This is a genomic window from Dehalococcoidia bacterium (genome assembly GCA_041649635.1).
Taxonomy (GTDB): domain Bacteria; phylum Chloroflexota; class Dehalococcoidia; order E44-bin15; family E44-bin15; genus JAYEHL01.
The window spans coordinates 221,962-242,296 of sequence record JBAZMV010000003.1 but is presented as its reverse complement, the minus strand read 5'-3'; the positions used below and the strand labels follow the sequence as shown (position 1 = coordinate 242,296).

At 55.2% G+C, this 20,335-nt stretch carries 19 protein-coding genes and 2 pseudogenes; 17 read left to right on the top strand and 4 right to left on the bottom strand.

Annotation, left to right across the window (positions count from 1 at the left end; all coding sequences use genetic code 11):
* The first annotated feature begins 186 nt into the window (after window positions 1–186).
* The 6 genes from ribD to ribE all read left to right on the top strand — a co-directional run bounded on the left by ribD (window position 187) and on the right by ribE (window position 4,816).
* On the top strand, window positions 187–1,293 hold the full coding sequence (gene ribD / locus WC562_06520) for a bifunctional diaminohydroxyphosphoribosylaminopyrimidine deaminase/5-amino-6-(5-phosphoribosylamino)uracil reductase RibD (protein ID MFA5055807.1): 1,107 nt from the start codon (window positions 187–189) through the stop codon (window positions 1,291–1,293).
* The gene (locus tag WC562_06515; protein MFA5055806.1) at window positions 1,259–2,008 is read left to right on the top strand and encodes a flavodoxin family protein; all 750 of its coding nucleotides are present in this window, start codon (window positions 1,259–1,261) and stop codon (window positions 2,006–2,008) included. Before ribD ends, WC562_06515 begins: the two co-directional genes overlap by 35 nt.
* A gap of 5 nt (window positions 2,009–2,013) precedes the next feature.
* The gene (locus tag WC562_06510) at window positions 2,014–2,637 is read left to right on the top strand and encodes a riboflavin synthase (GenBank protein MFA5055805.1); all 624 of its coding nucleotides are present in this window, start codon (window positions 2,014–2,016) and stop codon (window positions 2,635–2,637) included.
* Between the two features lie 113 nt (window positions 2,638–2,750).
* Entirely contained in the window at window positions 2,751–3,983 is a 1,233-nt protein-coding gene (locus WC562_06505; protein ID MFA5055804.1) for a bifunctional 3,4-dihydroxy-2-butanone-4-phosphate synthase/GTP cyclohydrolase II, read from the top strand.
* Between the two features lie 14 nt (window positions 3,984–3,997).
* The gene (locus tag WC562_06500; protein ID MFA5055803.1) at window positions 3,998–4,303 is read left to right on the top strand and encodes a DUF6506 family protein; all 306 of its coding nucleotides are present in this window, start codon (window positions 3,998–4,000) and stop codon (window positions 4,301–4,303) included.
* A 39-nt stretch (window positions 4,304–4,342) separates the two neighbouring features.
* Window positions 4,343–4,816, top strand: a complete 474-nt coding sequence (gene ribE / locus WC562_06495; GenBank protein ID MFA5055802.1) for a 6,7-dimethyl-8-ribityllumazine synthase — start codon at window positions 4,343–4,345, stop codon at window positions 4,814–4,816.
* Here the strand turns inward: ribE and WC562_06490 are convergent.
* Window positions 4,806–5,060 carry a translation elongation factor-like protein gene (locus tag WC562_06490; protein MFA5055801.1) on the bottom strand — a complete coding sequence of 85 codons (255 nt, stop codon included), beginning with the start codon at window positions 5,058–5,060 and terminating at the stop codon, window positions 4,806–4,808. The genes ribE and WC562_06490 overlap by 11 nt on opposite strands.
* Before the next feature lie 109 nt (window positions 5,061–5,169).
* Between WC562_06490 and WC562_06485 the strand changes: the two genes are divergently transcribed.
* Window positions 5,170–5,529 (top strand): MmpS family transport accessory protein, encoded by a 360-nt coding sequence (locus WC562_06485; GenBank protein ID MFA5055800.1) that lies wholly within the window; start codon window positions 5,170–5,172, stop codon window positions 5,527–5,529.
* A gap of 330 nt (window positions 5,530–5,859) precedes the next feature.
* Here the strand turns inward: WC562_06485 and WC562_06480 are convergent, their stop codons facing one another.
* The 3 genes from WC562_06480 to WC562_06470 are packed head-to-tail and all read right to left on the bottom strand — an operon-like array spanning window position 5,860 to window position 6,790.
* Complete coding sequence (locus tag WC562_06480; GenBank protein MFA5055799.1) at window positions 5,860–6,078, bottom strand: hypothetical protein; 219 nt, start codon at window positions 6,076–6,078, stop codon at window positions 5,860–5,862.
* A 44-nt stretch (window positions 6,079–6,122) separates the two neighbouring features.
* Window positions 6,123–6,359 (bottom strand): DUF3795 domain-containing protein, encoded by a 237-nt coding sequence (locus WC562_06475; protein MFA5055798.1) that lies wholly within the window; start codon window positions 6,357–6,359, stop codon window positions 6,123–6,125.
* Between the two features lie 44 nt (window positions 6,360–6,403).
* A complete protein-coding gene (locus WC562_06470) occupies window positions 6,404–6,790 on the bottom strand; it encodes a hypothetical protein (GenBank protein ID MFA5055797.1) in 387 nt (128 codons plus the stop codon).
* Window positions 6,791–7,117: 327 nt separating this feature from the next.
* Between WC562_06470 and WC562_06465 the strand changes: the two genes are divergently transcribed.
* The 10 genes and pseudogenes from WC562_06465 to WC562_06420 all read left to right on the top strand — a co-directional run bounded on the left by WC562_06465 (window position 7,118) and on the right by WC562_06420 (window position 20,301).
* The gene (locus WC562_06465) at window positions 7,118–7,408 is read left to right on the top strand and encodes a hypothetical protein (GenBank protein ID MFA5055796.1); all 291 of its coding nucleotides are present in this window, start codon (window positions 7,118–7,120) and stop codon (window positions 7,406–7,408) included.
* A gap of 112 nt (window positions 7,409–7,520) precedes the next feature.
* On the top strand, window positions 7,521–7,694 hold the full coding sequence (locus WC562_06460; protein ID MFA5055795.1) for a hypothetical protein: 174 nt from the start codon (window positions 7,521–7,523) through the stop codon (window positions 7,692–7,694).
* 158 nt (window positions 7,695–7,852) lie between these two features.
* Window positions 7,853–8,839, top strand: coding sequence for a methylmalonyl Co-A mutase-associated GTPase MeaB (meaB, locus tag WC562_06455; protein MFA5055794.1), 987 nt, complete (start codon window positions 7,853–7,855; stop codon window positions 8,837–8,839).
* A 31-nt stretch (window positions 8,840–8,870) separates the two neighbouring features.
* Window positions 8,871–10,244 carry a CoA-binding protein gene (locus WC562_06450; protein MFA5055793.1) on the top strand — a complete coding sequence of 458 codons (1,374 nt, stop codon included), beginning with the start codon at window positions 8,871–8,873 and terminating at the stop codon, window positions 10,242–10,244.
* Between the two features lie 143 nt (window positions 10,245–10,387).
* Window positions 10,388–11,875, top strand: coding sequence for a CoA-binding protein (locus WC562_06445; GenBank protein MFA5055792.1), 1,488 nt, complete (start codon window positions 10,388–10,390; stop codon window positions 11,873–11,875).
* Between the two features lie 60 nt (window positions 11,876–11,935).
* Window positions 11,936–13,318, top strand: coding sequence for a radical SAM protein (locus WC562_06440; GenBank protein MFA5055791.1), 1,383 nt, complete (start codon window positions 11,936–11,938; stop codon window positions 13,316–13,318).
* A gap of 227 nt (window positions 13,319–13,545) precedes the next feature.
* Window positions 13,546–14,949 (top strand): FAD-dependent oxidoreductase, encoded by a 1,404-nt coding sequence (locus tag WC562_06435; protein ID MFA5055790.1) that lies wholly within the window; start codon window positions 13,546–13,548, stop codon window positions 14,947–14,949.
* A 57-nt stretch (window positions 14,950–15,006) separates the two neighbouring features.
* Complete coding sequence (locus tag WC562_06430) at window positions 15,007–16,326, top strand: DNRLRE domain-containing protein (GenBank protein MFA5055789.1); 1,320 nt, start codon at window positions 15,007–15,009, stop codon at window positions 16,324–16,326.
* A 267-nt stretch (window positions 16,327–16,593) separates the two neighbouring features.
* Window positions 16,594–18,054, top strand: a pseudogene (locus tag WC562_06425) (DNA-directed RNA polymerase subunit beta).
* Window positions 18,055–18,279: 225 nt separating this feature from the next.
* Window positions 18,280–20,301: pseudogene (locus WC562_06420) on the top strand (DNA-directed RNA polymerase subunit beta).
* The last annotated feature ends 34 nt before the right edge of the window (window positions 20,302–20,335 follow it).

Below are 20,335 nucleotides of genomic sequence, written 5' to 3'. Positions count from 1 at the left end.
AGAATGGCAACTGAAGGGCAATCAATCTCGCTAACTGACTGCGTTAAATACTTATAATCTTCAAAAGCCGTAGCGGATGGTCCCTAACTGAGCACTCTCGGCAAGAGGTCTCGTCCGCGCGTTATCTTTTATCAGGCCAACGCGTTAGTATATCTGTACGAATGTGCATATAGTCTGGAGCAAGCGATGGATTACATGGAACGGGCCCTCACCCTTGCCAGGATGGCGGTGGGCAGCACCAGCCCCAATCCGGCTGTCGGTGCGGTGATAGTAAAAGACGGCGTGGTTGTGGGGGAGGGTTACACGCAGCCGCCGGGATCGGCGCATGCCGAAGCGGCGGCGTTAAAACAGGCTGGCGATAAAAGCCGCGGAGCTACGATGTATGTTACGCTTGAGCCGTGTTGTTTCTATGGACGTACCCCTCCGTGCACAAAGGCTATAATCGATTCGGGCATTTCGATGGTGCATATCGCCGCGCTGGATCCCAATCCTAAGGTCTCAAATAAAGGCAGGGCGGAATTGGAAAGCGCGGGCATATCCGTATTTGCGGGGGAGAGGGAGGAAGAGGCGCAGGAAATCAATGAGGCCTATTTTAAGTTTATTACAACCGGGCTTCCCTTCATTACCGCCAAGTTCGCCATCAGCCTGGATGGCAAGATCGCCACATGGACGGGCGATTCGCACTGGATAAGCTGCGAGGAATCCCGTCGGTATGTGCACCGCATGCGGCGGACCTCCGATGCTATCATGGTCGGGGTAAACACGATAATCATAGATGATCCCAGGCTCACGGTTCGGGACGGCCAGGGCGAGAAGTATCCGCTTCGTATCATAGTGGACAGCAAGGGGCGCGTGCTTCCCACGGCGCGGGTCTTCAGCGAACCGGGTAATGTTATGGTAGCCGTGACCCAGGATGCTCCGACGGAAGTAGTGAAGGAGCTTAAGAACACCGGTGCCGAGGTGTTTGTTACGCCGTCATGGAAATCGATGGTTGATTTAAATGAGCTTCTTGCCGAGCTGGGACGCAGGAATATCACAAGCGTGCTGGTGGAGGGCGGCAGCAGCCTCTTGGGGTCGATGTTCGACGGCTGCCTGGTGGACAAGGTCGTGGCCTTCATCGCGCCGGTCATCGTGGGCGGCGAGGACGCCAAATCGGCCGTCGGCGGGCAGGGGGCGCACAGGATAGGTCAGGCGCTGCAGCTGTCGCGAATCAAGGTGGAACGCTGCGGCAAAGACGTTATGGTGATGGGTTATCTCAATGAAGAAGCGGAAACCGAAGGTTTTAGCGTTTAATTCCAGCCCCCGCAAGGGAAAAGGCAACACCGCCGTCGTATTAACCCCTTTTCTTGAAGGGATGAGCAAAGCCGGAGCCGAAGTCGATTTGCATTACAATTGCGACCTCGACATCGAGCCGTGTAAAGGATGCTTCAATTGCTGGCTTAAGACTCCGGGTGTCTGCGCGCAGAAGGATGATATGCAAAGGCTCCTGCCCGAAATGCGCGATGCCGACGTCATCGTTTACGCTACGCCGGTCTACAGCTATGGGATGAACGCCCAGATGAAGAACCTCATCGATCGCATGATCGTTCTGGCCGAGCCCTTCATGGAGGTTGTCGCAGGGCGCTCGCGCCATGTCGCGGGAGAAGATGAAAAGCCTCACAAGATCGTACTTGTGTCGAACTGCGGCATGTGGGGGCTCGACAATTTCGATCCGCTCGTCGCGCATGTTAAGAAGCTGTGCCAGGACCCTCCTATGGAGTACGCCGGGGCTTTGCTGCGACCGCACGGCGAGGCGCTGCGGGCCATGCTCGATATGGGCGCGCCGGTCAATGACGTCATCGATGCCGCCCGTGATGCTGGAAGACAGTTGATCGAGAGCGGCAAGATATCGCAGGCAACGCTCGATATCGTCAGCCGCGACTTGCTTCCCGTCGATGTTTATGTCAAAATGGCCAACGAGCAGTTCCGCAAGGTAATGGCGAGGCATGAATCGAAGGGCCGGAGTTAAGAAATATGTTTACCGGAATCGTGGAAGAAATCGGCAGCGTAACATCGGTTGAATCGAGCCGGCTTACCTTTGCTGCCGCGACGGTGCTGGATAAGAAGACAAAGATCGGCGACAGCATTGCCGTCAACGGCGTATGTTTGACGTTGACCGCACTGACGCCGTACTCCTTCACCGTGGAGGTCATGCCGGAGACGCTGAGGCGCACCAATCTCGGCGCGTTGCGCAGCGGTGACAGGGTAAACTTGGAGCGCGCCATGCCTGTCGACGGGCGCTTCGGCGGGCATTTTGTGCAGGGGCATGTGGACGGGACGGGCAAGGTCGCCGCGGTAAAGCCCGAGGGCAATGCGCTGATTATCAGATTCGACGCGCCAAAGGAGATAATGAAATACATCGTCGAGAAGGGGTTTATCGCAGTAGACGGCGTGAGCCTGACTGTAGTAGAATGTAAACCCGCGTCGTTCAGCGTCTCGCTGGTGGGGATAACGCAGGCGGAGACGATACTGGGCGGACGCAAGGTCGGGGATGTGGTTAATTTAGAGGTGGATATTCTGGCTAAATACGTGGATAAACTGAGCCGGGGGGAATCGGGCATAACAAAGGGGTTCCTCGCCGAGCACGGTTTTATGTAGATATGCAGGGTGGGCTGTGCCCGCCGGAAAGTACGAAGAATAGCGAAGGTGAAGAACACCTTCGCCAGCATGAAGGGGAGCCGAGCAGGACTCTATGTAAAGGACAACAGTATATGACGCTTGCGACGATAAAAGAAGCGATAGAAGATATCAGGGCCGGCAAATACATCATCATCGTCGATGATGAAGGCCGCGAGAACGAGGGCGACCTGGCGATAGCGGCGGAGAAGGTCGATGCGGACGCTATCAACTTCATGGCAAAGTACGGCCGCGGGCTTATCTGCATGCCGGTGACCGGGGAGCGGCTCGATGAGCTAAATATCCCGCTGATGGTCGGAGAGAACACATCCAAGCATAACACTGCTTTTACGGTATCGATAGAGGCCAAGAAGAAGGTCTCCACCGGCATATCTGCCCACGACAGGGCGGCTACGGTAAGGGCGGTTATCGATCCCGCTACCAGGCCCGAGGACATAGCGCGCCCCGGCCATACCTTCCCGCTGCGGGCAAGGGAAGGCGGGGTGCTGGTGCGGGCGGGGCATACCGAGGCCATCGTCGATCTGGCGCGCCTGGCCGGGCTCTATCCCGCCGGCGTCATCTGCGAGATCATGAACGATGACGGCACGATGTCGCGCCTGCCGCAGCTTGAGGTTTTCGCCGAGAAGCATAAACTCAAGATAGTCAGTATCGCCGACCTCATCGCTTACAGGCGCAGGCACGAGAAACTGGTCACCAGGGTGGCGCAGGCCAACCTGCCGACGCGGTACGGCCAGTTCACAGCCGTCGCTTATAAGAGCACCATTGATCCCGACCAGCATGTGGCGCTGGTGAAGGGGGACCTCTCGAACGAGGAACCGGTGCTGGTGCGCGTGCACAGCGAGTGTCTCACCGGAGACGTCTTCGGCAGCCTCAGGTGCGACTGCGGTGAGCAGATCGAAAAGGCATTGAATATCATCTCGGATGAAGGCAAAGGGGTCTTGCTATATATGAGGCAGGAAGGGCGGGGCATCGGCCTGCACAACAAGATAGCAGCCTACGCGCTTCAGGATAAAGGACTTGATACCGTCGAGGCTAACGAGTCGCTGGGATTTCCCGCCGACCTGCGGGACTACGGCATCGGGGCGCAGATACTGGCGGACCTCGGCGTTAAGAAGATTCGCCTGCTGACGAACAATCCCAAGAAGGTGATCGGCCTCGAAGGATACGGTTTGCAGGTCGTGGAGACTGTGCCTTTAATGGTCGAGCCTAATCCAATCAACCTGCATTATTTGGAGACAAAACAGCAGAAACTGGGTCATATTTTAAACTTGAACTCTTTAGACGAGAATAACAAAAACGACGCTTAGGGAGGAGATCTATTATGGCTATGAAGCTGGCATTTATGGCGATTGTTCCGGATGCCGACCCGGCGAAACATCAGGCTGTCATTGCGACCGAGTTTGCCGAGTTGACCTGTGTGCTGGTACCCAATATGCAGCAGGCCATAGAAAAAGCGAAACAGCTTGCGGATGAGGGGTGCAGCGCGCTCGAATTGTGCGGCGGTTTCGGCCATAGCATGACGGGAAAGGTGGCGGAAGCGGTCAAGGGCAAGATGCCGGTGGGCGCGGTGCGTTTCGATTTCCACGGCGCGCTTGGCATGAGCGCCGATCAGGTTTTCGGGGGATAATGATAATATAGTTCGGGTTCATCGATAAAGGAGGATGGAGTGAATAAGAAATACGAAGGCAACCTCGTAGGCGCCGGTCTAAAGTTCGGGCTGGTGGTTTCGCGTTTTAACGAGTTCATAACGGGCAAGCTTCTCGAAGGGGCGGAGGACGCGCTGGCGAGGCACGGGGTCAAGCCGGCGGATATCGATGTGATCTGGGCTCCGGGGGCTTTTGAGATACCTCTCGTTGCCAAGAAGACAGCGGAGAAGGGCAAATACTCCGCCGTTATCTGTCTGGGCGCCGTCATCCGCGGCGGCACTCCGCATTTCGACTACATCGCGGCCGAGGTAACCAAGGGTGTGGCGCAGGTGGGGCTGGAGACCGGCGTGCCGGTCATCTACGGCGTAATCACCGCGGACACGCTGGAGCAGGCCATCGAACGCGCGGGTACCAAGATGGGCAACGCCGGCTTCAACGCGGCTACAAGCGCTATCGAGATGGCGAACCTCCTGCAGTCGCTTGCTAAGAAGTAACCTTATAGACAGCGTCGCCGTGCCGCACCCGGTCGGGAACCTTGATACCGATGGAGTCCCCCGGATTGGCCTCGTCAACCTCGGCATGGTCGATCTGCATTGACGAAGCGGCGAATGTCAGGTCTGTGGTGTGTCCTTTGATACGGATTGTGTCGCCTTTTTTGAGGTTGCCTGTAAGATCGATGCCGGCCACCACAGGCTGAGCAAAGAAGTCACTTACCCTTCCGATCTCCACTTCCACCATGGCGCACCTCCTTATGCTCTTTTTGTTGGGAGTTGTATGGTATTACATTTTTAAATAAAAGACAAGGGGTGTTTTTATTTAGGATATAATTACGTGAAGGAGATTGAAAATGAGGATGCTTATTTTAATGATATTTACCATTCTAGTTGTCGGTTTTTCATGTACGCCACAGCCGGAATCCCATCACATCGAGTATGAGGTCAGTGGTAATGCCGATGATATTGCTTATATTCAATATTATGGTGAGAAATATTCATCAGACTATGAATTTGACAGAGAGGTCACACTGCCCTGGTATTACAGCTTCGATGCTCCGTCAGGTAAATATCTTAAATTTGTCGTTCATACCGAAAGTGCTAATGTATCTATAACGGCTAAAATTATCATTGACGGAAACGTGTCGCAGATACAAGAAGTGTATTTGGATTATCCACACGCTTTTGTTACCGTTGATAGCTGGGTTCCATAAGAGTGTTTCTTGTCTGGATTTGATATGTATGAGGAAATCGATTCATAACCTTTTCTTCGCGATCTACAAATGTAGGGCGGGCTGTGCCCGCCGATTGATTGGGGGGTCGAGACCCACCTTGCATTGTGAAGGGGGAAACAATGACCGAACCCCCTGTCAGTCCCCCATACGTTGGGGGACTTTGAAAAATCCGGGGGACACCCCCAGTTCCCCCGTCAGGAGACTCTATCTCCTGTACCTCTTTTCATAATCGTCATTCCGGCGAAGGCCGGAATCCATATAGGGCGATTCATGAAGCGCCCATACAGAACCGCTTTTTCAACAGGACACTCAGTCCAGGGCAGCCTTCAGCTTGTTGACGAACGCTTTCTTCTCAGCCTCGCTGGATGCGAGCTTTTTCTTTACTTCTTTCCAGGTCGCAGGGCAATCCTTGTAAGTTGTGCCGACTATCTCGTGTATGGCGCGGTCGATCTGCTTTCGATTATCGGAACTAACCTCGATCCCGGCCTCGCTCAATAAGTCTTTCAGATGACGGATGTAACAGGACATGGAACACCTCCACCGTTCGATTTTGATGGCGGGCGTAGCCCAACCTACTGTTTGCCGGATATATATTGGCAAAAGCCGTAGCCTATAGGTCCGCTCTTTGTTGTCTCGCAGGGGAACTCCGCGCATTCAAAGCACAGCTTAACGCCTTTGTTGAAGGCGCAGGTCGCAATCTTGCAGAACTTATTATCTTTGGCGACACAGCCCTGTTCTTTGCTCGGACATGTGCCTCTAGTCATGCTAGGGCATTTTTCGCAAGCGATTCCACATACACCGATTTTCATGTTATTACTCCTGTTTTAATTTTACTCTCCCTCGCATTTAGATACTATAGCTGTGAGGGAAAATTAAAGGCATTTTCCTTAAGTGCTTTCGAGACTATCGATCCAGTAGCTAAAATAATTTTTGTTAAGCCTGGTAGAGACCACAACAATTGGATTCTGGCACATGGAATTGATTGCTCAGAGAGTTTTCTAAGTTGTTCACTCTTTTGGTTATCGTTGCTATGAAAGTATTGGCCATTTATAAATAAGTCTAGTGCATATTCAGGCGACAAATTCACGTTACCGACACGCATTTGGACTGTGCCTTTTCTGTACTGATATTTCCAAATTTCTTTGATTTCTTCTAAAGTTTCTTTTAAATTTTTCTGGTCGGGTTTCACGTGTTTCCTACAAAAATTGAGCACCCAATCAATGTCAGCATCGCCTTTCATAATGAATTTCCGGAAGGTCATCAAAAAAGAACGAAAGAGCTCTTCGTCTGCTTCGCGTAATTCACAACTCGGTTGTCCGGCCTCGTCGAACTTGATTTGAAATTGAAACGTGTCCAGTCCATTGAGAATAAAAGGTCTTGTCTTCAACTCTTCAGTACAGGACAAGAAAATTTCCAACCTATTGGTGTCAGATAGGGCTGAGTTTTTGTTCTGTCTGCGATTAGTCATTTCAGTAATTGCGCCAATCGTACTCCAGTCTCTCGCTTACGTCAAGCTGCGCTGTATCTGTGGTATAATCGGCATAGTAACAGCGGAAGGAGGCGGGCGATGATCGGTCTGAAATTTGAGCAGCTTTGCCTGGAATTTGATACATCCTTCAGCGGGAGCGTAGCGCTCATGCGCGAGGACGAGAAGAAGCTTGAGGAGATTCTTGGCGTACATAAGGATGAGTTTCCCAAGGTTAAGGAACACTTCGAGAAGATGGCCAAGGAGTTTGAGGAATGGAGCCTGTCCACGGATGATCTCATAGTGGCATCCTACCTTACATTGCTTAAGGTTATCGAGATAAATAATATGATCATCGCACAACAGCTGGCTAAAGCGGATATATTGATATAACTATCAACCCCGGTATCCCCCCGGTCCTCCGGAGACGGAAAGACACAACTTTTGCGTCGACCCAGACAATTCTATACAATAAATGAAGGGTAAATAATTTCAGGAGGGTGAGATGTTGGAGCCTGAGGTAAAAGCCAGTATCGTGTATTCTGCGAACGAATGGGCGACCTTTATCATGAAGCAGGAGAAGCCGGGTAACACTCAGAAAGCCTTCGAAAGTTACATGGTAGCATTCGAAAAAATGTACGGCGCGCTCGTTAACGCGGTGGCACCCGCCGGGCAGTAGGTCGCTACGATATCTTGCGTCGCGCGTTCGTATTAAATTTATCGGATCGCATTGCGCCCCGTAACGTTTTTCCTTGACAGTTACAAGGGGTGGTATGATATAGTTTGAAGTCGGGTTGTCAAAAATTTGGCGAGAAAATATTTAGAGGATTAGTGTAAATGGCAGAGATTAATGACTTGGTTAAGGGCATGCTTGACGGCAAAGAGCAGGCCCTTGCGCGTTTGATAACTCTCGTCGAGAGAGAATCGCCTGAAGTACCGTTAATAATGTCTAAGATATATCCCAAGCTTGGCAAATCCTATGTCGTCGGTGTAACGGGCCCGCCGGGGGGCGGTAAAAGCAGCCTCGTCGACCGCATCACCACCAAGATGCGGGCCGATGATAAATCCGTGGGCATCATCGCCTGCGATCCCTCAAGCCCCTTCTCGGGAGGCGCGGTGCTCGGCGACCGCATAAGGATGCAGCAGCACTATCTGGATAAAGAGGTATTCATCCGCAGCATGGCCACAAGGGAAAGCCGCGGCGGCTTATCGCCGACCACTAAAGAGGTCGCCAAGCTGATGGATGCCTTTGGCAAGAACTTTGTGCTGGTTGAGACCGTAGGCGTGGGGCAGACCGAGCTGGATATCATGGACGCGGCCGATACCGTGATCGTGGTTCTTGTCCCCGAAGGCGGGGACGCGATACAGGCGATGAAGGCTGGCATCCTCGAGATCGCCGATATATTCGTAGTCAACAAGGCGGATCGCGAGGGCGCTGAGACAATCGCCGACGACCTGCGGCAGATGCTGCGGCTGAACCCCAAGCATGAGTGGTGGGAGGTTCCGGTGCTGACCACCCAGGCGGTCAACGATGTCGGTATCGATGAACTTTACGCTCAGATAAAAAATCACCACCAGGCGCTGGAGGATAGCGGCCAGATGGCTGTGCGGCGACAGGCCCAGCGCAAGGCAGAGTTCCTAGAGGTAGTGGAGCGAACCATTAGCGAAAGGATACTGGCGCTGATCCGCAAAGATAAGTCCCTCACCTCGGCCCTGGACAAGGTGATGAAGGGGAACATAGACCCCTATACAGCGACCGACGAGCTTCTGGACAGCAAGACGCTGCTTAACACGTGGCGCGCCGTGACCGAGAAGAAGGGCTGAGTCGAGAGGGATCCCCGGGTCGGCTTTCATTATGGACCTTTACTCTGAACTGGAGCGGATTTTCCATCCCCGCGGCGTGGCCATCATCGGTGCCTCCAACCGTCCGGGCAATCTGGGCGGATTCTTCCTCGGCGGCTTCCTGCAGCAGGGCTTCGACCGTAATCAATTATATGCGGTGCATCCCAGGGAGAAAGAGGTCGCCGGCGTCGCGGCCTATCATTCCGTACAGACCATACCCCACAACGTCGAGCTGGCTTTAGTTTTTTCCCCGCGCGACTCCGTCAAGGGCGTCGTTAAGGACTGCGTCGCCAAGGGGGTAAAAGGCATAATCATCTGCACCTCCGGGTTCGCCGAGAACGGTGCGGACGGCTTAAAGCTGCAGGAGGAGATCGCGGCGATCGCGCGCGAAGGCGGCGCCCGGGTCATAGGCCCCAACTGCGTGGGCGTCTACTGCCCGGAGAGCAAGCTCATCAACTTTGCCGGCTGGATGCCGCAGGAGAGCGGGCCCGTGGGCATGTTCTCACACAGCGGCTCGATGACGGTGTCCATACCGATAACCGCTTCCGTGATGGGGATGCATTGCAGCAAGGTTATAAGCTGCGGCAACGAGTGCGACCTGAACGCCGCCGATTTCCTGGAGTACTTCGGGCGCGACCCGAATACGGGCATCGTTATTGGCTATCTTGAAGGCGTAAAGGATGGACGCCGCTTCCTAAGTGCTGCCAGGGAGGTCTCGAAAACAAAGCCCATCCTGCTGTGGAAGGGCGGTATGAGCGATTTCGGCTCACGCTCGGCGGCCTCTCATACCGGCGCGCTGGCTATCAAATCCCAGGTCTGGGATGCCGTGTGCAAGCAGGCGGGCATCGTAAGGGTCGACTGCGAGGACGATATGATAGATTACCTCCAGGCGTTCTACTACCTGCCGCGGCCCCGCGGCAACCGCGTGGCCGTCGTCTCGGCTACGGGCGGGCTGGGGGTGGCCCTCGCCGACGCCTGCGCCGACTACGGGCTCGAGCTGGCGAAGCTGTCGCAGGCAACGTGCCATCGCTTGCGGGCCATCGTACCGTCCGTGGGCACCTGCCTCGATAATCCGGTTGATCTCGGCATGATGTCGTCCTTCGATTTGCAGATGGGCATCGATACGGTCAAGGCGCTGGCGGAGGATGAGGGCGTGGACATGATAATCAAGACCGTGGGCACATCGAACCTGGAGCTGGTGAACAAGGAGTTCGAGGCGCTTAAAGGATTCGATAAGCCTATGGTTTACATATTCAGCCGCGCCATGATGGCATTGATGAAAGAACTAAAGCCGGTTAAGGGTGTGGCCATATTCAGCACCGGGCGCAGGGCGGCCCAGGTCATGAGCAAGATGCTGGAATATGAACGCTATCGTTTAGGCAAGTGAAGTCGGACACGTAATAAGTGGGATCGACGTCAGAGCCACCTTTTTACACAATCTTACATCGTAGGTGGCCGAAGGATTTGCATTTTTCTTGAATTCTGCTATCATTTGTTTTTAATCCAGGACACTTCGGGGAAGGAGGCGTTATGGATGTTATCGCGGAGCTGGACCGGATATTCAACCCGCGCGGCATAGCGATAATAGGCGCGTCAAACAGGCCCGGCAATCTGGGATATTTCTTCCTCAGCGGCTTTATCCAGCACGGTTTCGACAAGAGCAGGATATGCGTGGTGCATCCTACGGAGACCAGGATCGACGGCGTCAAGGTCTATCACTCGGCATGCGCCATACCATTCGATGTTGACCTGGCCATCGTCTTCTCCCCGCGTGACACGGTGGCCGGCGTGGTGCGCGACTGCGCGGCGAAAGGAATCAAGGGCATCGTCATCTGCACTTCAGGCTTCGGCGAGAGCGGCGCAGAGGGCATGAAACTCCAGAAAGAGATAACGAGGATCGCGCGCGCCGGCGGCTCAAGGATCATAGGCCCCAATTGCGTCGGCATATTCTGTCCCGATAGCGGACTAACCAACTTCGCCGGCATCATGCCTAAAAAGAGCGGCTCGGCGGGCATGTTCTCGCACAGCGGCTCGATGAGCGTTTCCTTCCCCATCGCGGCATCTGGACTGGGCATAAATTTCAACAAGTCGGTGAGCTACGGCAACGAGTGCGACCTGAATGCCGCCGACTTTTTGGAGTACTTTGGGCAGGACGCGAGGACAGATGTTGTCGTCGGCTACGTGGAGGGCGTTTCCGATGGTCGGCGCTTCTTCGATACGGCCAGGCGCGTCTCGGAACGGAAGCCCGTGATACTCTGGAAGAGCGGCGCCAGCGAAGTCGGCTCGCGTTCCGCGGCCTCGCATACCGGGGCTCTTGCAGGATCGCCTCAAGTATGGGGCGCGGTGTTCAAGCAGACCGGCATGATAAAGGTGGACAGCGAGGACGAGATGCTGGACTGCCTCCAGGCATTCAGCTACCTGCCCCTGCCCCGCAGCAACAGGGTGGGCATCATCTCCTCCACGGGCGGCATAGGGGTGGCCATCGCCGACGCCTGCACGGAATACGGGCTGTCGGTGGCCAGGCTGTCGGATTCAACCCGGCGGAGGCTGAAGAAGGTCGTGCCGTCGGTGGGGACGTGCGTGGACAACCCCGTCGATATCGGGATGGCGTCATCGTTCGATATAAAGGTCAGCGCCAGGGCTATCGAGGCGCTGGTTGAAGATGAAAACATCGACGTGATATTCAAGGCCGTGGGCGGCTCCAGCGCGGATTATGTGCGCGCAGAGGTTGAGGCGCTCAAGGGCTTCGATAAGCCGATAGTGCTGATATCCAATCTGGCCATGAAGGTACGGATGGAGGAGGTAAAGCCGATTCAAGGGCTGGCCGTTTACCAGGCCGGGCGCAGGGCGGCCCTTATGGTGAGCAAGATGGTGCAGTACCGCCGTTACCTCTCCGAGGATACCGTCCTTCCCGTAAACGATAATCACAGGCGAAAATCCGCGGTCAAAGCTCAGCGGTCACCGGTGGATGCGGGACAATTCGAAGAATTAATATCCGCCGCCGTCGCCCGGAAATAGGATGCAGTGGCACCTCATAACAGTGTTCTCCTGATAAACCCCAATCAGATGCAGCCCCCCGTGGCGCCAATCGCCCTCGATTACCTGGCCTCGTCGCTGAATGATTCCAGCTATCGCGTCGACCTGCTCGACCTGTGCTTTTCCAGCGATATCGCCTCCGATATCCGCCGCTACTTTGCGTCGAACAGCCCGTCTGTTGCAGCCATAACCCTGCGCAATACCGACGACACGACATTCGTCACACGCGACTTCTTCTTACCAAAGATAAAGAGTCTCGCCGCATGTATCCATGAGTGTACTGACGCTCCCATAGTACTCGGCGGCTCCGGCTTCTCGGTGGCGCCGGAGGCCATCCTGGACTTCTGCGGGGTGGATTTAGGAGTATGGGGAGAGGGGGAGCGGGCCCTGCCGCTAGTTGTCGATCGAATTATCAATGGTGGGGATTACCTCGATGTGCCGGGGCTGGTGTATCGCGGCGAGAATGGCTTCCATCGCAACAAAGCGGATTACATCGACCTGGATGAAATGCCGACGCCGCGGCGGGACACCATCGACAATCGCCGCTATTACAGGGAAGGCGGCATGGGCGGCGTGGAGACCAAGCGCGGCTGTCCCAAGAAGTGCATCTACTGCGCCGATCCGCTGGGCAAAGGTATCAACCTCCGCATGCGTTCGCCCTCCAGCGTTGTCGATGAGATGGAATCGCTGTTGGCCAATGGTATCGAGCACATCCATATCTGCGACAGCGAGTTCAACTATCCCTATATGCATGCCCGCTCCATCTGCCGCGAGATCATTGACAGGGACCTGGGCTCGAAGTTGCGCTGGTACGCCTACTGCAGCCCGATACCGTTCGATGAGGAGCTTGCGAGCCTGTTCCTGCAGTCGGGTTGCGCCGGCATCAACTTCGGCGCGGACAGCGCCAGCGACCGCATCCTGAAGACGCTCGGCCGCGATTACTCAGCCGAGGACGTGGTTCGGACTGCGGAAATCTGCCGCCGCTCGGGGCTTGTCTTCATGTATGACCTGCTGCTGGGCGGCCCCGGCGAGACCCGCGAGTCGCTGAAAGAAACCGTCGAGACCATGAAGCGCATGTCGCCGCAGCGCGTGGGCGCCAGCCTGGGCGTGCGGGTTTACCCCGGGACGAGGCTGGCGAAGATGATCCTGCAAGAAGGCCCCGTCGAAACTAATCCCAATTTGCAGGGTGAGCGAGATGAGGCATTCCTGGCGCCCGTGTTCTACCTGTCGTCCGAGCTGGGGGAGGACGCGTCGAGCTATCTGGAGGGGCTTATCGGCGGGGATGAGCGCTTTCTATTTATGGCGGGGGACGCTTCAAACAGTAACTATAACTACAATGCCAATACCGTTCTCGTCGACGCTATCCGCGATGGCTACAGGGGGGCGTTCTGGGATATATTGAGGCGGCTGGGGGAGAAGGGTTAGTCAACCCCCTGCTATCCCCCATACGTTGGTCGTCGCGTAGGGGCGCTGCTTGCTGCGCCCTGTTTGTCGGGCAGGGCAAGCCCTGTCCCTACGGAATACGGGACACCCCTAAAACCCCGGCCCCGATATATCGGGGCACCTCTTTTTCGGTCGATGTGAAGTAAAGGGTTTGCCGGCTTTTTTGACAATCCCCTCATCGTTATGTAGAATTGCCGTTGGTGATTGGAATGAAGAAATACGATGTCATAATTGTCGGCAGCGGGCCCGCGGGCATCTCGGCGGCTATCGAGCTGAGCCAGGCGCAAGACTTGAAGGTGCTGCTTTTAGATAAAGGCAAGGATATTGAGCACCGCGTCTGCCCCGGTCTCAAGGGGGATGACGGATGCCGCCGCTGCTCGCCGTGCAACCTGGTCAGCGGCTGGGGCGGCGCCGGAGCGTTCAGCGACGGCAAGCTCACACTGTCGACCGAGGTCGGCGGACGTTTGAAAGACTATATCGGCACGGCGAAAACCGAGGAGCTTGTCAAATATGTCGACAGCAGCTACTCCAGGTTCGGGCGCTCCGACAGGCTCTACGGCATAGGAGATAAGGTCGAGGAGATAAGGGAGCGGGCCACACTGGCCGACCTGAGGCTGATTCCCATGGTGGTGCGCCACATGGGGACCGAGCATGCCCGCGTCGTCCTGTGCCGCATGCGCGATCACGTATCGAAGAAAGTCGAAATAAGGCTCAACACTGCGGTGCGGTCGCTGATAACGGATGGCGGCAATATCGCAGGTGTGGAAACCGAGGACGGCGAGCGCATCGGGTGCAGCTATCTGATAGTCGCTCCGGGACGCGAAGGGGCGGACTGGCTGGGCCATGAGGCGCAACGGCTGAAGCTCACGCTCGAGATAAATCCCATAGATGTCGGAGTTCGCGTCGAAGTTCCCGAGGCCGTGCTCAAAGATATCACCGACGTCATGTATGAATGCAAGCTGGAATACTACTCCCAGTCGTTCGACGACAGGGTGCGGACGTTCTGCATGTGTCCTGCCGGAGAGGTGACCATGGAGACCACGGGCGGCGCGGACCCCGTGACCACGGTCAACGGCCACAGCTACGCCGAGCGCAAGACCAACAACACCAACTTCGCCATACTGGTGAGCACCACCTTCACTGAGCCCTTCCGTGATACCATCGCCTACGGACGCTACCTGGCGCGGCTGGCCAACCTGCTGAGCGGCGGCGTCATCGTCCAGCGCCTGGGCGACCTGCTTGAGGGCAGGCGCTCGACAAAGGATCGTATAGAGAGGGGCAACGTTGTGCCGACGCTGAAGAGCGCGGTGCCGGGCGATTTGAGCTTCGCTCTCCCATATCGTCATTTAAAGGACGTCATCGAGATGCTGCAGGCGATGGACAAGCTGGCGCCGGGCATCGCGTCGCGCCACACGCTGCTCTATGGCATCGAGGTCAAGTTCTATTCGTCGCGCCTACTACTAAGCGACAGCCTTGAGAGCGAGATATGCAACATGTTCGCCGTGGGGGACGGGGCCGGGGTCAGCAGGGGGCTGGTGCAGGCCTCCGCCTCCGGGGTGGTGGCGGCGCGGGAGGTGCTGCGGCGGGCGGGGGCTAAGGTTAAGTCGGCTTGACAATTCCTTTACTTAAAAGGATAATCGGCGTATCACAAAAAGGCAGGAGGTGCTGTTATGGCTACGGATGAAGGGAAAGTACCTGAGGGCGGGCAGGAGCCGCCTAAGGAACCTGTTGAACCTAAGGGTGCTAAAGCGAAGCAGAAGCCGCCTAAGAAGGGCGGAGGCGTTCCCGGCTGGGCTGTGGCGGTTATCGTTATCGTTGTCATAGCTGTTATAGCCGGAATTGCGGTCGGGGTGGTGATGGCTATGAGCGGTGGTGGGGAGAACCAGGCCCCGACGATCACAAGTTTGACAGCAAATCCATCCAGTGTAACTACAGGTCACTCATCGACTATAACGTGCGTAGCGAGTGATCCGGATGGTGATACATTGGACTATGACTGGGAATATACAGGGGGAGAATTACAGGGTTCAGGCACTACGCGGACATGGATTGCGCCGAATGTAGAAGGAACGTTTACCGTAACGGTTACTGTCGATGATGGCAACGGCGGAACCGATCAAGACAGCGTAGCGATCGTTGTTGCCAACGCTCCGACGCCTACACCCACGCCAACATCGACGGCATCTCCTACTCCTACGGCAACATCGACGGTGGCTCCAACTCCTTCCCAGGGTTCGATTGATATACAGTCCACTCCCTCTGGGGCAGCGGTGTACATAGACGGTGTGGATACCGGAAGCATAACGCCTTATGTCGCTACTCACCTTAACGAGGGGCCGCACGTTGTCAGGCTTGTATATCCGCACTACGAGTGGCGCACGGAGTCCGTGCCGGTATTCGGCGGAGCGACTGAATATGTAAACTGGGCGCTTGATTGGTCTCCCACACAATCGGTGACTATACAGCCGGATGCGCTTACTGGTAAGGATGCATACGTATTTGAAGGGGACCCAAGTTCTAACAGGGGTACCAATGCAGAGATATTCGTCAGCGGCAATGCCCTTGGTTCGCAATGCAGAGCGTATATTCAATTCCTTCTTGGAAGTGTACCTTCATCCGCTGTGATAATCGATGCGAAGCTCGGCTTGTTTTATGAAGACAATGCTGGCGGTTCCACTGAGGGTCCTGTAGGGGTTTATCGCGTGACTGGTACATGGGATGAAACTACCATCACGTGGGACAACCAACCCGCTATAGTTGCCGGAGTCGTTGCGACGACTACAGTCCCTGCAATTCATACGGACGATTGGATCTATTGGGATATAGATGACCTGGTACAAGGGTGGATATCAGGCTCGCTGCCAAATCGGGGTTTGACGCTAAGAGATACCGATGAAACAACATTTGAGGGATATAAAGGGTTCTATTCTGATGACAATGGAGCCGATACACCCAAGTTGACAATCCAGTACTACGATCCGGCGCCGTAGTTTCAATCAGATTCTTTTATGAAAACGAGGAGGGCTGGAGAAATCCAGCCCTCTTTTATTATGAGTTTTTTGGATTAAGGAAATGGGGCTGGATAAATTTAGCAACAAGTAATATAATAAAGCAGAACGAAAATGTATTGACAGGGGCGCACTTTTCTGGTAACATTACAATTTGCGAATGAAGGCCTCGATGCTTTTTTTTATTTCCTCGTGATTTAAAGCTTCTATTTTTTACGGGGTATTTTTTGCCTTTTTTAGGGGGGATTTATGAGTTCTATGCAAACGGTCAGCCAAGGGGCTGCACCCAGGAAATCGTATTCCAGGATAGCCCACATCTTAGAGGTGCCCAACCTCATACAAATCCAGCTGAACTCCTACCGCAGGTTCTGTGACGAAAGGCCGTATTACTTGAGCCCGGATGAGCGCGGAGGCTTAAGGACGCTGCTTGATGAGATTTCCCCGATACAGGATTTCTCCGGGTCCAGGTTCGAGCTGCGGTTCCTAAGTTACGGATTCGGCGAGAAGAGCGGCGCTAAAATGCCGGCATTCAAGGATGATGAGCAGTTCTGGGAATATATGCGGAACGCCGCTCCGGACAAGCGCTCGGAGCGGGAATGCAGGGAACGCGACATCACATACGCTGCTCCTCTTTATGTCAAAGTGCAGCTTATCATCAAGGATACAGGAGAGATCAAGGAACAAGACATCTTCATGGGCGATTTTCCCCTCATGACGCCCAAAGGCACCTTCATTATTAATGGAGCGGAGCGGGTCGTGGTCAGCCAGTTGATCCGTTCCCCAGGCGTATATTTTACCCTTGAGCAGGATGTCACCACCGGCAGACACCTGTGTTTTGCTAAATTGATACCGGAGAGAGGCGCCTGGCTGGAGTTTGAGACCAGCAGCAAGGATGTCATCTCGGTAAAAGTGGACGGAAAGAGGAAAATCCCCGTCACAACCATGCTGAGAGCCGTCGGTTACAGCAGCGACGAGGAGATACTGAAGCTCTTCGAGGGGGTGCCGGACGGCCATCGCTATATACAGGCGACTATAGAGCGGGATTCCATAGTACACAGTAAAGAAACGGCGCTGATCGAATTCTACAGGCGGTTGCGTCCCGGTGACCCTCCTTCAATGGATAACGCCCAGAGCCTCATAGAAAACCTGCTGTTCAATCCCAGGCGATACAATATGGGACGCGTTGGGCGCTACAAGGTTAACAAGCGCCTGAATCTCGATATACCCCGCACTCATCAGACGGCCACCGGCGAGGACCTCATAGAGATAGTACGCCATATCATTATGGTTAATACCGGCTCCGATAACTCAGACGACATAGATCACCTGGGAAATCGAAGGGTGCGCACTGTAGGCGAGCTGATCCAGAATCAGTTCAGGATCGGTCTCTTGCGCATGGAGCGCGTGATCAAGGAGCGCATGAGCATAATCGACCCGGAGTCGGTCACGCCGAGCGCATTGATTAATGTAAGGCCGGTGGTGGCCGCCATGCGCGAGTTCTTCGGAGCCTCGCAGCTGTCACAGTTCATGGACCAGACCAATCCGCTGGCGGAACTAACCCACAAGCGCAGGGTCTCCGCGCTGGGCCCGGGCGGTCTTTCCAGGGAGCGCGCCGGATTCGAGGTCAGGGATGTTCACTATTCGCACTACGGTCGCATATGTCCTATCGAGACTCCTGAAGGTCCCAACATCGGTCTGATAGGATCGCTCTCCACGTTCAGCATAATTGACGAATACGGATTCATCCAGGCGCCCTACCGCAGGGTTGTTCATGAAATGGACAACGATTCCGCGGAGCTCGCGGGCCGGGTCGCGACAGAGGATGTAGTCGATGATGACGGAAAGACGGTGCTTAAGGCCGGTACTAAGATTACTGAAAAAGCGGCGGCGAAGCTTTCCAAATTAAGCAAGGGGAAGATCAGAGTTTCTCCTTTTGTATCTAATGCGGTCATATATTTCTCAGCGGATGAAGAGGATGAATACGCTATCGCGCAGGCGAACGAGCCTCTGGGTGAGAGAAACCAGTTCGTTAACGAAAGGGTGGAGGCCAGACTCGGCAGCAAGTTCGAAGAGTCGCTGGCTACCAAGGTCAACCTTATGGACGTCTCACCCAAGCAGATCGTGAGCGTTTCCACGGCGCTTATTCCCTTCCTGGAGCATGACGATGCCAACCGCGCTCTGATGGGATCCAATATGCAGCGTCAGGCAGTTCCGATAATCTGGGCCGAGTCCCCGATAATAGGGACCGGCATGGAGGCGCAAGCGGCGTATGACAGCGGACAGGTGCTGATCGCGGATCGAGACGGGGTCATAAAGTCCGTTACCTCCAAGCAGATAGTGATCAAAGACGGGAAAAAGGACCACGTGTATCCGTTGACAAAATTCGCCCGCTCGAACCAGGGAACCTGCATTAATCAGCGCCCCCTTGTTTCTAAAGGAGACAAGATTAAGAAGGGACAGGTGCTAGCCGACAGCTCCTCCACCGATCATGGCGAACTGGCGCTGGGAAGGAATGTCCTTTGCGCCTTCATGTGCTGGGAAGGGTACAATTTCGAGGATGCGGTGGTTATCAGCGAGAGCCTGGTTAAAGAGGATAAGTTCACCTCTATCCATGTAGAGAAGCACGAGATAGAGTCCAGGGATACCAAGCTTGGACCCGAGGAGATTACCCGGGATATCCCCAACGTAGGCGAGGAAAGTCTAAGAAATTTAGATGAAAAAGGTGTGGTGCGTGTCGGTGCCGAAGTCAAGCCGGGAGACATCCTTGTGGGCAAGATCACGCCCAAGGGAGAAGCGGAGCTCAGCGCCGAGGAGAAGCTGCTGCGCGCCATATTCGGTGACAAGGCCCGGGATGTGAAGGATTCGTCGCTCAGGGTGCCCCACGGCGAATGGGGCAAGGTTATAGATGTCAAGGAGTTCACCCGCGAGACGCATAGCGAGCTCCCGCCAGGCGTTAACAGAATGGTGCGCGTGTGGGTGGCGCAGTTGAGAAAAATCTCCGAAGGCGATAAGGTTTCGGGGAGGCATGGCAACAAGGGAGTGGTCGCCAGAGTCCTGCCCGTAGAGGATATGCCTTTCCTGCCGGATGGGCGGCATGTGGATATTGTTCTAAACCCCATCGGCGTGCCGTCGCGTATGAACCTGGGACAGGTGTTGGAAACGCACCTCGGATGGGCCGCTAAGACGCTGGGCTTCAGGGTCGATACGCCGGTGTTCGACGGCGCCGACAACGATGATATCGAGGACGCGCTGGCCCAGGCCTGGCTCGCTCACCGGACAAACGCCATCGTTCCCGACCCCGAGAAGGGCGACCGTTTCGAGGTCGATATAGCCAAAGCGTATCTGGACGGCCTGGGATATGACGGGGCAAAGGTCTTCGGTAACGATCATGTCGGGGAAGCCAGACGTGTTGCGCTGCTGTTATGGATGAAGGATGTGGGGGCGAAGGTGAAAGCGGGTATCGATGATGAGGAGTTATTGGCGGCGGCGCTGAAGACCAGCAAGGATAAAAGCATTCCTCTGCCGATCTGGGGCTCGACTACTCTGTATGACGGCCGGACGGGAGAGCCGTTCGATCAGCCGGTCACGGTGGGATGTACATATTTAATGAAACTGATTCACCTGGTTGAAGATAAGGCGCACGCCCGCTCAACCGGTTCATATTCGCTTATAACACAGCAGCCGCTGGGCGGCAAGGCGCAGTTCGGCGGCCAGCGTTTCGGCGAGATGGAGGTGTGGGCGCTAGAGGCTTACGGCGCGGCCCACGTGCTCCAGGAACTGCTGACCGTCAAATCCGACGACGTCACAGGCCGGGCCAAGACATACGAGGCTATTATCAAAGGCGACACCATCTGGGAGCCGGGAGTGCCGGAATCCTTCAAGGTTCTGGTAAAGGAGCTGCAGAGCCTGGGTCTTGCGGTTGAAGTCTTGAATGATGACGAGGAAAGCGTGGTGCTGGCCACCGACCTGGGCGAGTATCCGGGTGCAAAGA

Bases quoted from the DNA above. Each gene is read 5' to 3' on its own strand.
- WC562_06445 (MFA5055792.1), top strand. From the start codon at position 10,388: ATGGATGTTATCGCGGAGCTGGACCGGATATTCAACCCGCGCGGCATA.
- WC562_06450 (MFA5055793.1), top strand. From the start codon at position 8,871: ATGGACCTTTACTCTGAACTGGAGCGGATTTTCCATCCCCGCGGCGTG.
- ribD (MFA5055807.1), top strand. From the start codon at position 187: ATGGATTACATGGAACGGGCCCTCACCCTTGCCAGGATGGCGGTGGGC.
- WC562_06485 (MFA5055800.1), top strand. From the start codon at position 5,170: ATGAGGATGCTTATTTTAATGATATTTACCATTCTAGTTGTCGGTTTT.
- WC562_06490 (MFA5055801.1), bottom strand. From the start codon at position 5,060: ATGGTGGAAGTGGAGATCGGAAGGGTAAGTGACTTCTTTGCTCAGCCT.
- WC562_06430 (MFA5055789.1), top strand. From the start codon at position 15,007: ATGGCTACGGATGAAGGGAAAGTACCTGAGGGCGGGCAGGAGCCGCCT.
- WC562_06510 (MFA5055805.1), top strand. From the start codon at position 2,014: ATGTTTACCGGAATCGTGGAAGAAATCGGCAGCGTAACATCGGTTGAA.
- WC562_06475 (MFA5055798.1), bottom strand. From the start codon at position 6,359: ATGAAAATCGGTGTATGTGGAATCGCTTGCGAAAAATGCCCTAGCATG.
- WC562_06460 (MFA5055795.1), top strand. From the start codon at position 7,521: ATGTTGGAGCCTGAGGTAAAAGCCAGTATCGTGTATTCTGCGAACGAA.
- WC562_06465 (MFA5055796.1), top strand. From the start codon at position 7,118: ATGATCGGTCTGAAATTTGAGCAGCTTTGCCTGGAATTTGATACATCC.
- WC562_06500 (MFA5055803.1), top strand. From the start codon at position 3,998: ATGGCTATGAAGCTGGCATTTATGGCGATTGTTCCGGATGCCGACCCG.
- WC562_06435 (MFA5055790.1), top strand. From the start codon at position 13,546: ATGAAGAAATACGATGTCATAATTGTCGGCAGCGGGCCCGCGGGCATC.
- WC562_06505 (MFA5055804.1), top strand. From the start codon at position 2,751: ATGACGCTTGCGACGATAAAAGAAGCGATAGAAGATATCAGGGCCGGC.
- meaB (MFA5055794.1), top strand. From the start codon at position 7,853: ATGGCAGAGATTAATGACTTGGTTAAGGGCATGCTTGACGGCAAAGAG.
- WC562_06515 (MFA5055806.1), top strand. From the start codon at position 1,259: ATGAAGAAGCGGAAACCGAAGGTTTTAGCGTTTAATTCCAGCCCCCGC.
- WC562_06480 (MFA5055799.1), bottom strand. From the start codon at position 6,078: ATGTCCTGTTACATCCGTCATCTGAAAGACTTATTGAGCGAGGCCGGG.
- WC562_06470 (MFA5055797.1), bottom strand. From the start codon at position 6,790: ATGAAAGGCGATGCTGACATTGATTGGGTGCTCAATTTTTGTAGGAAA.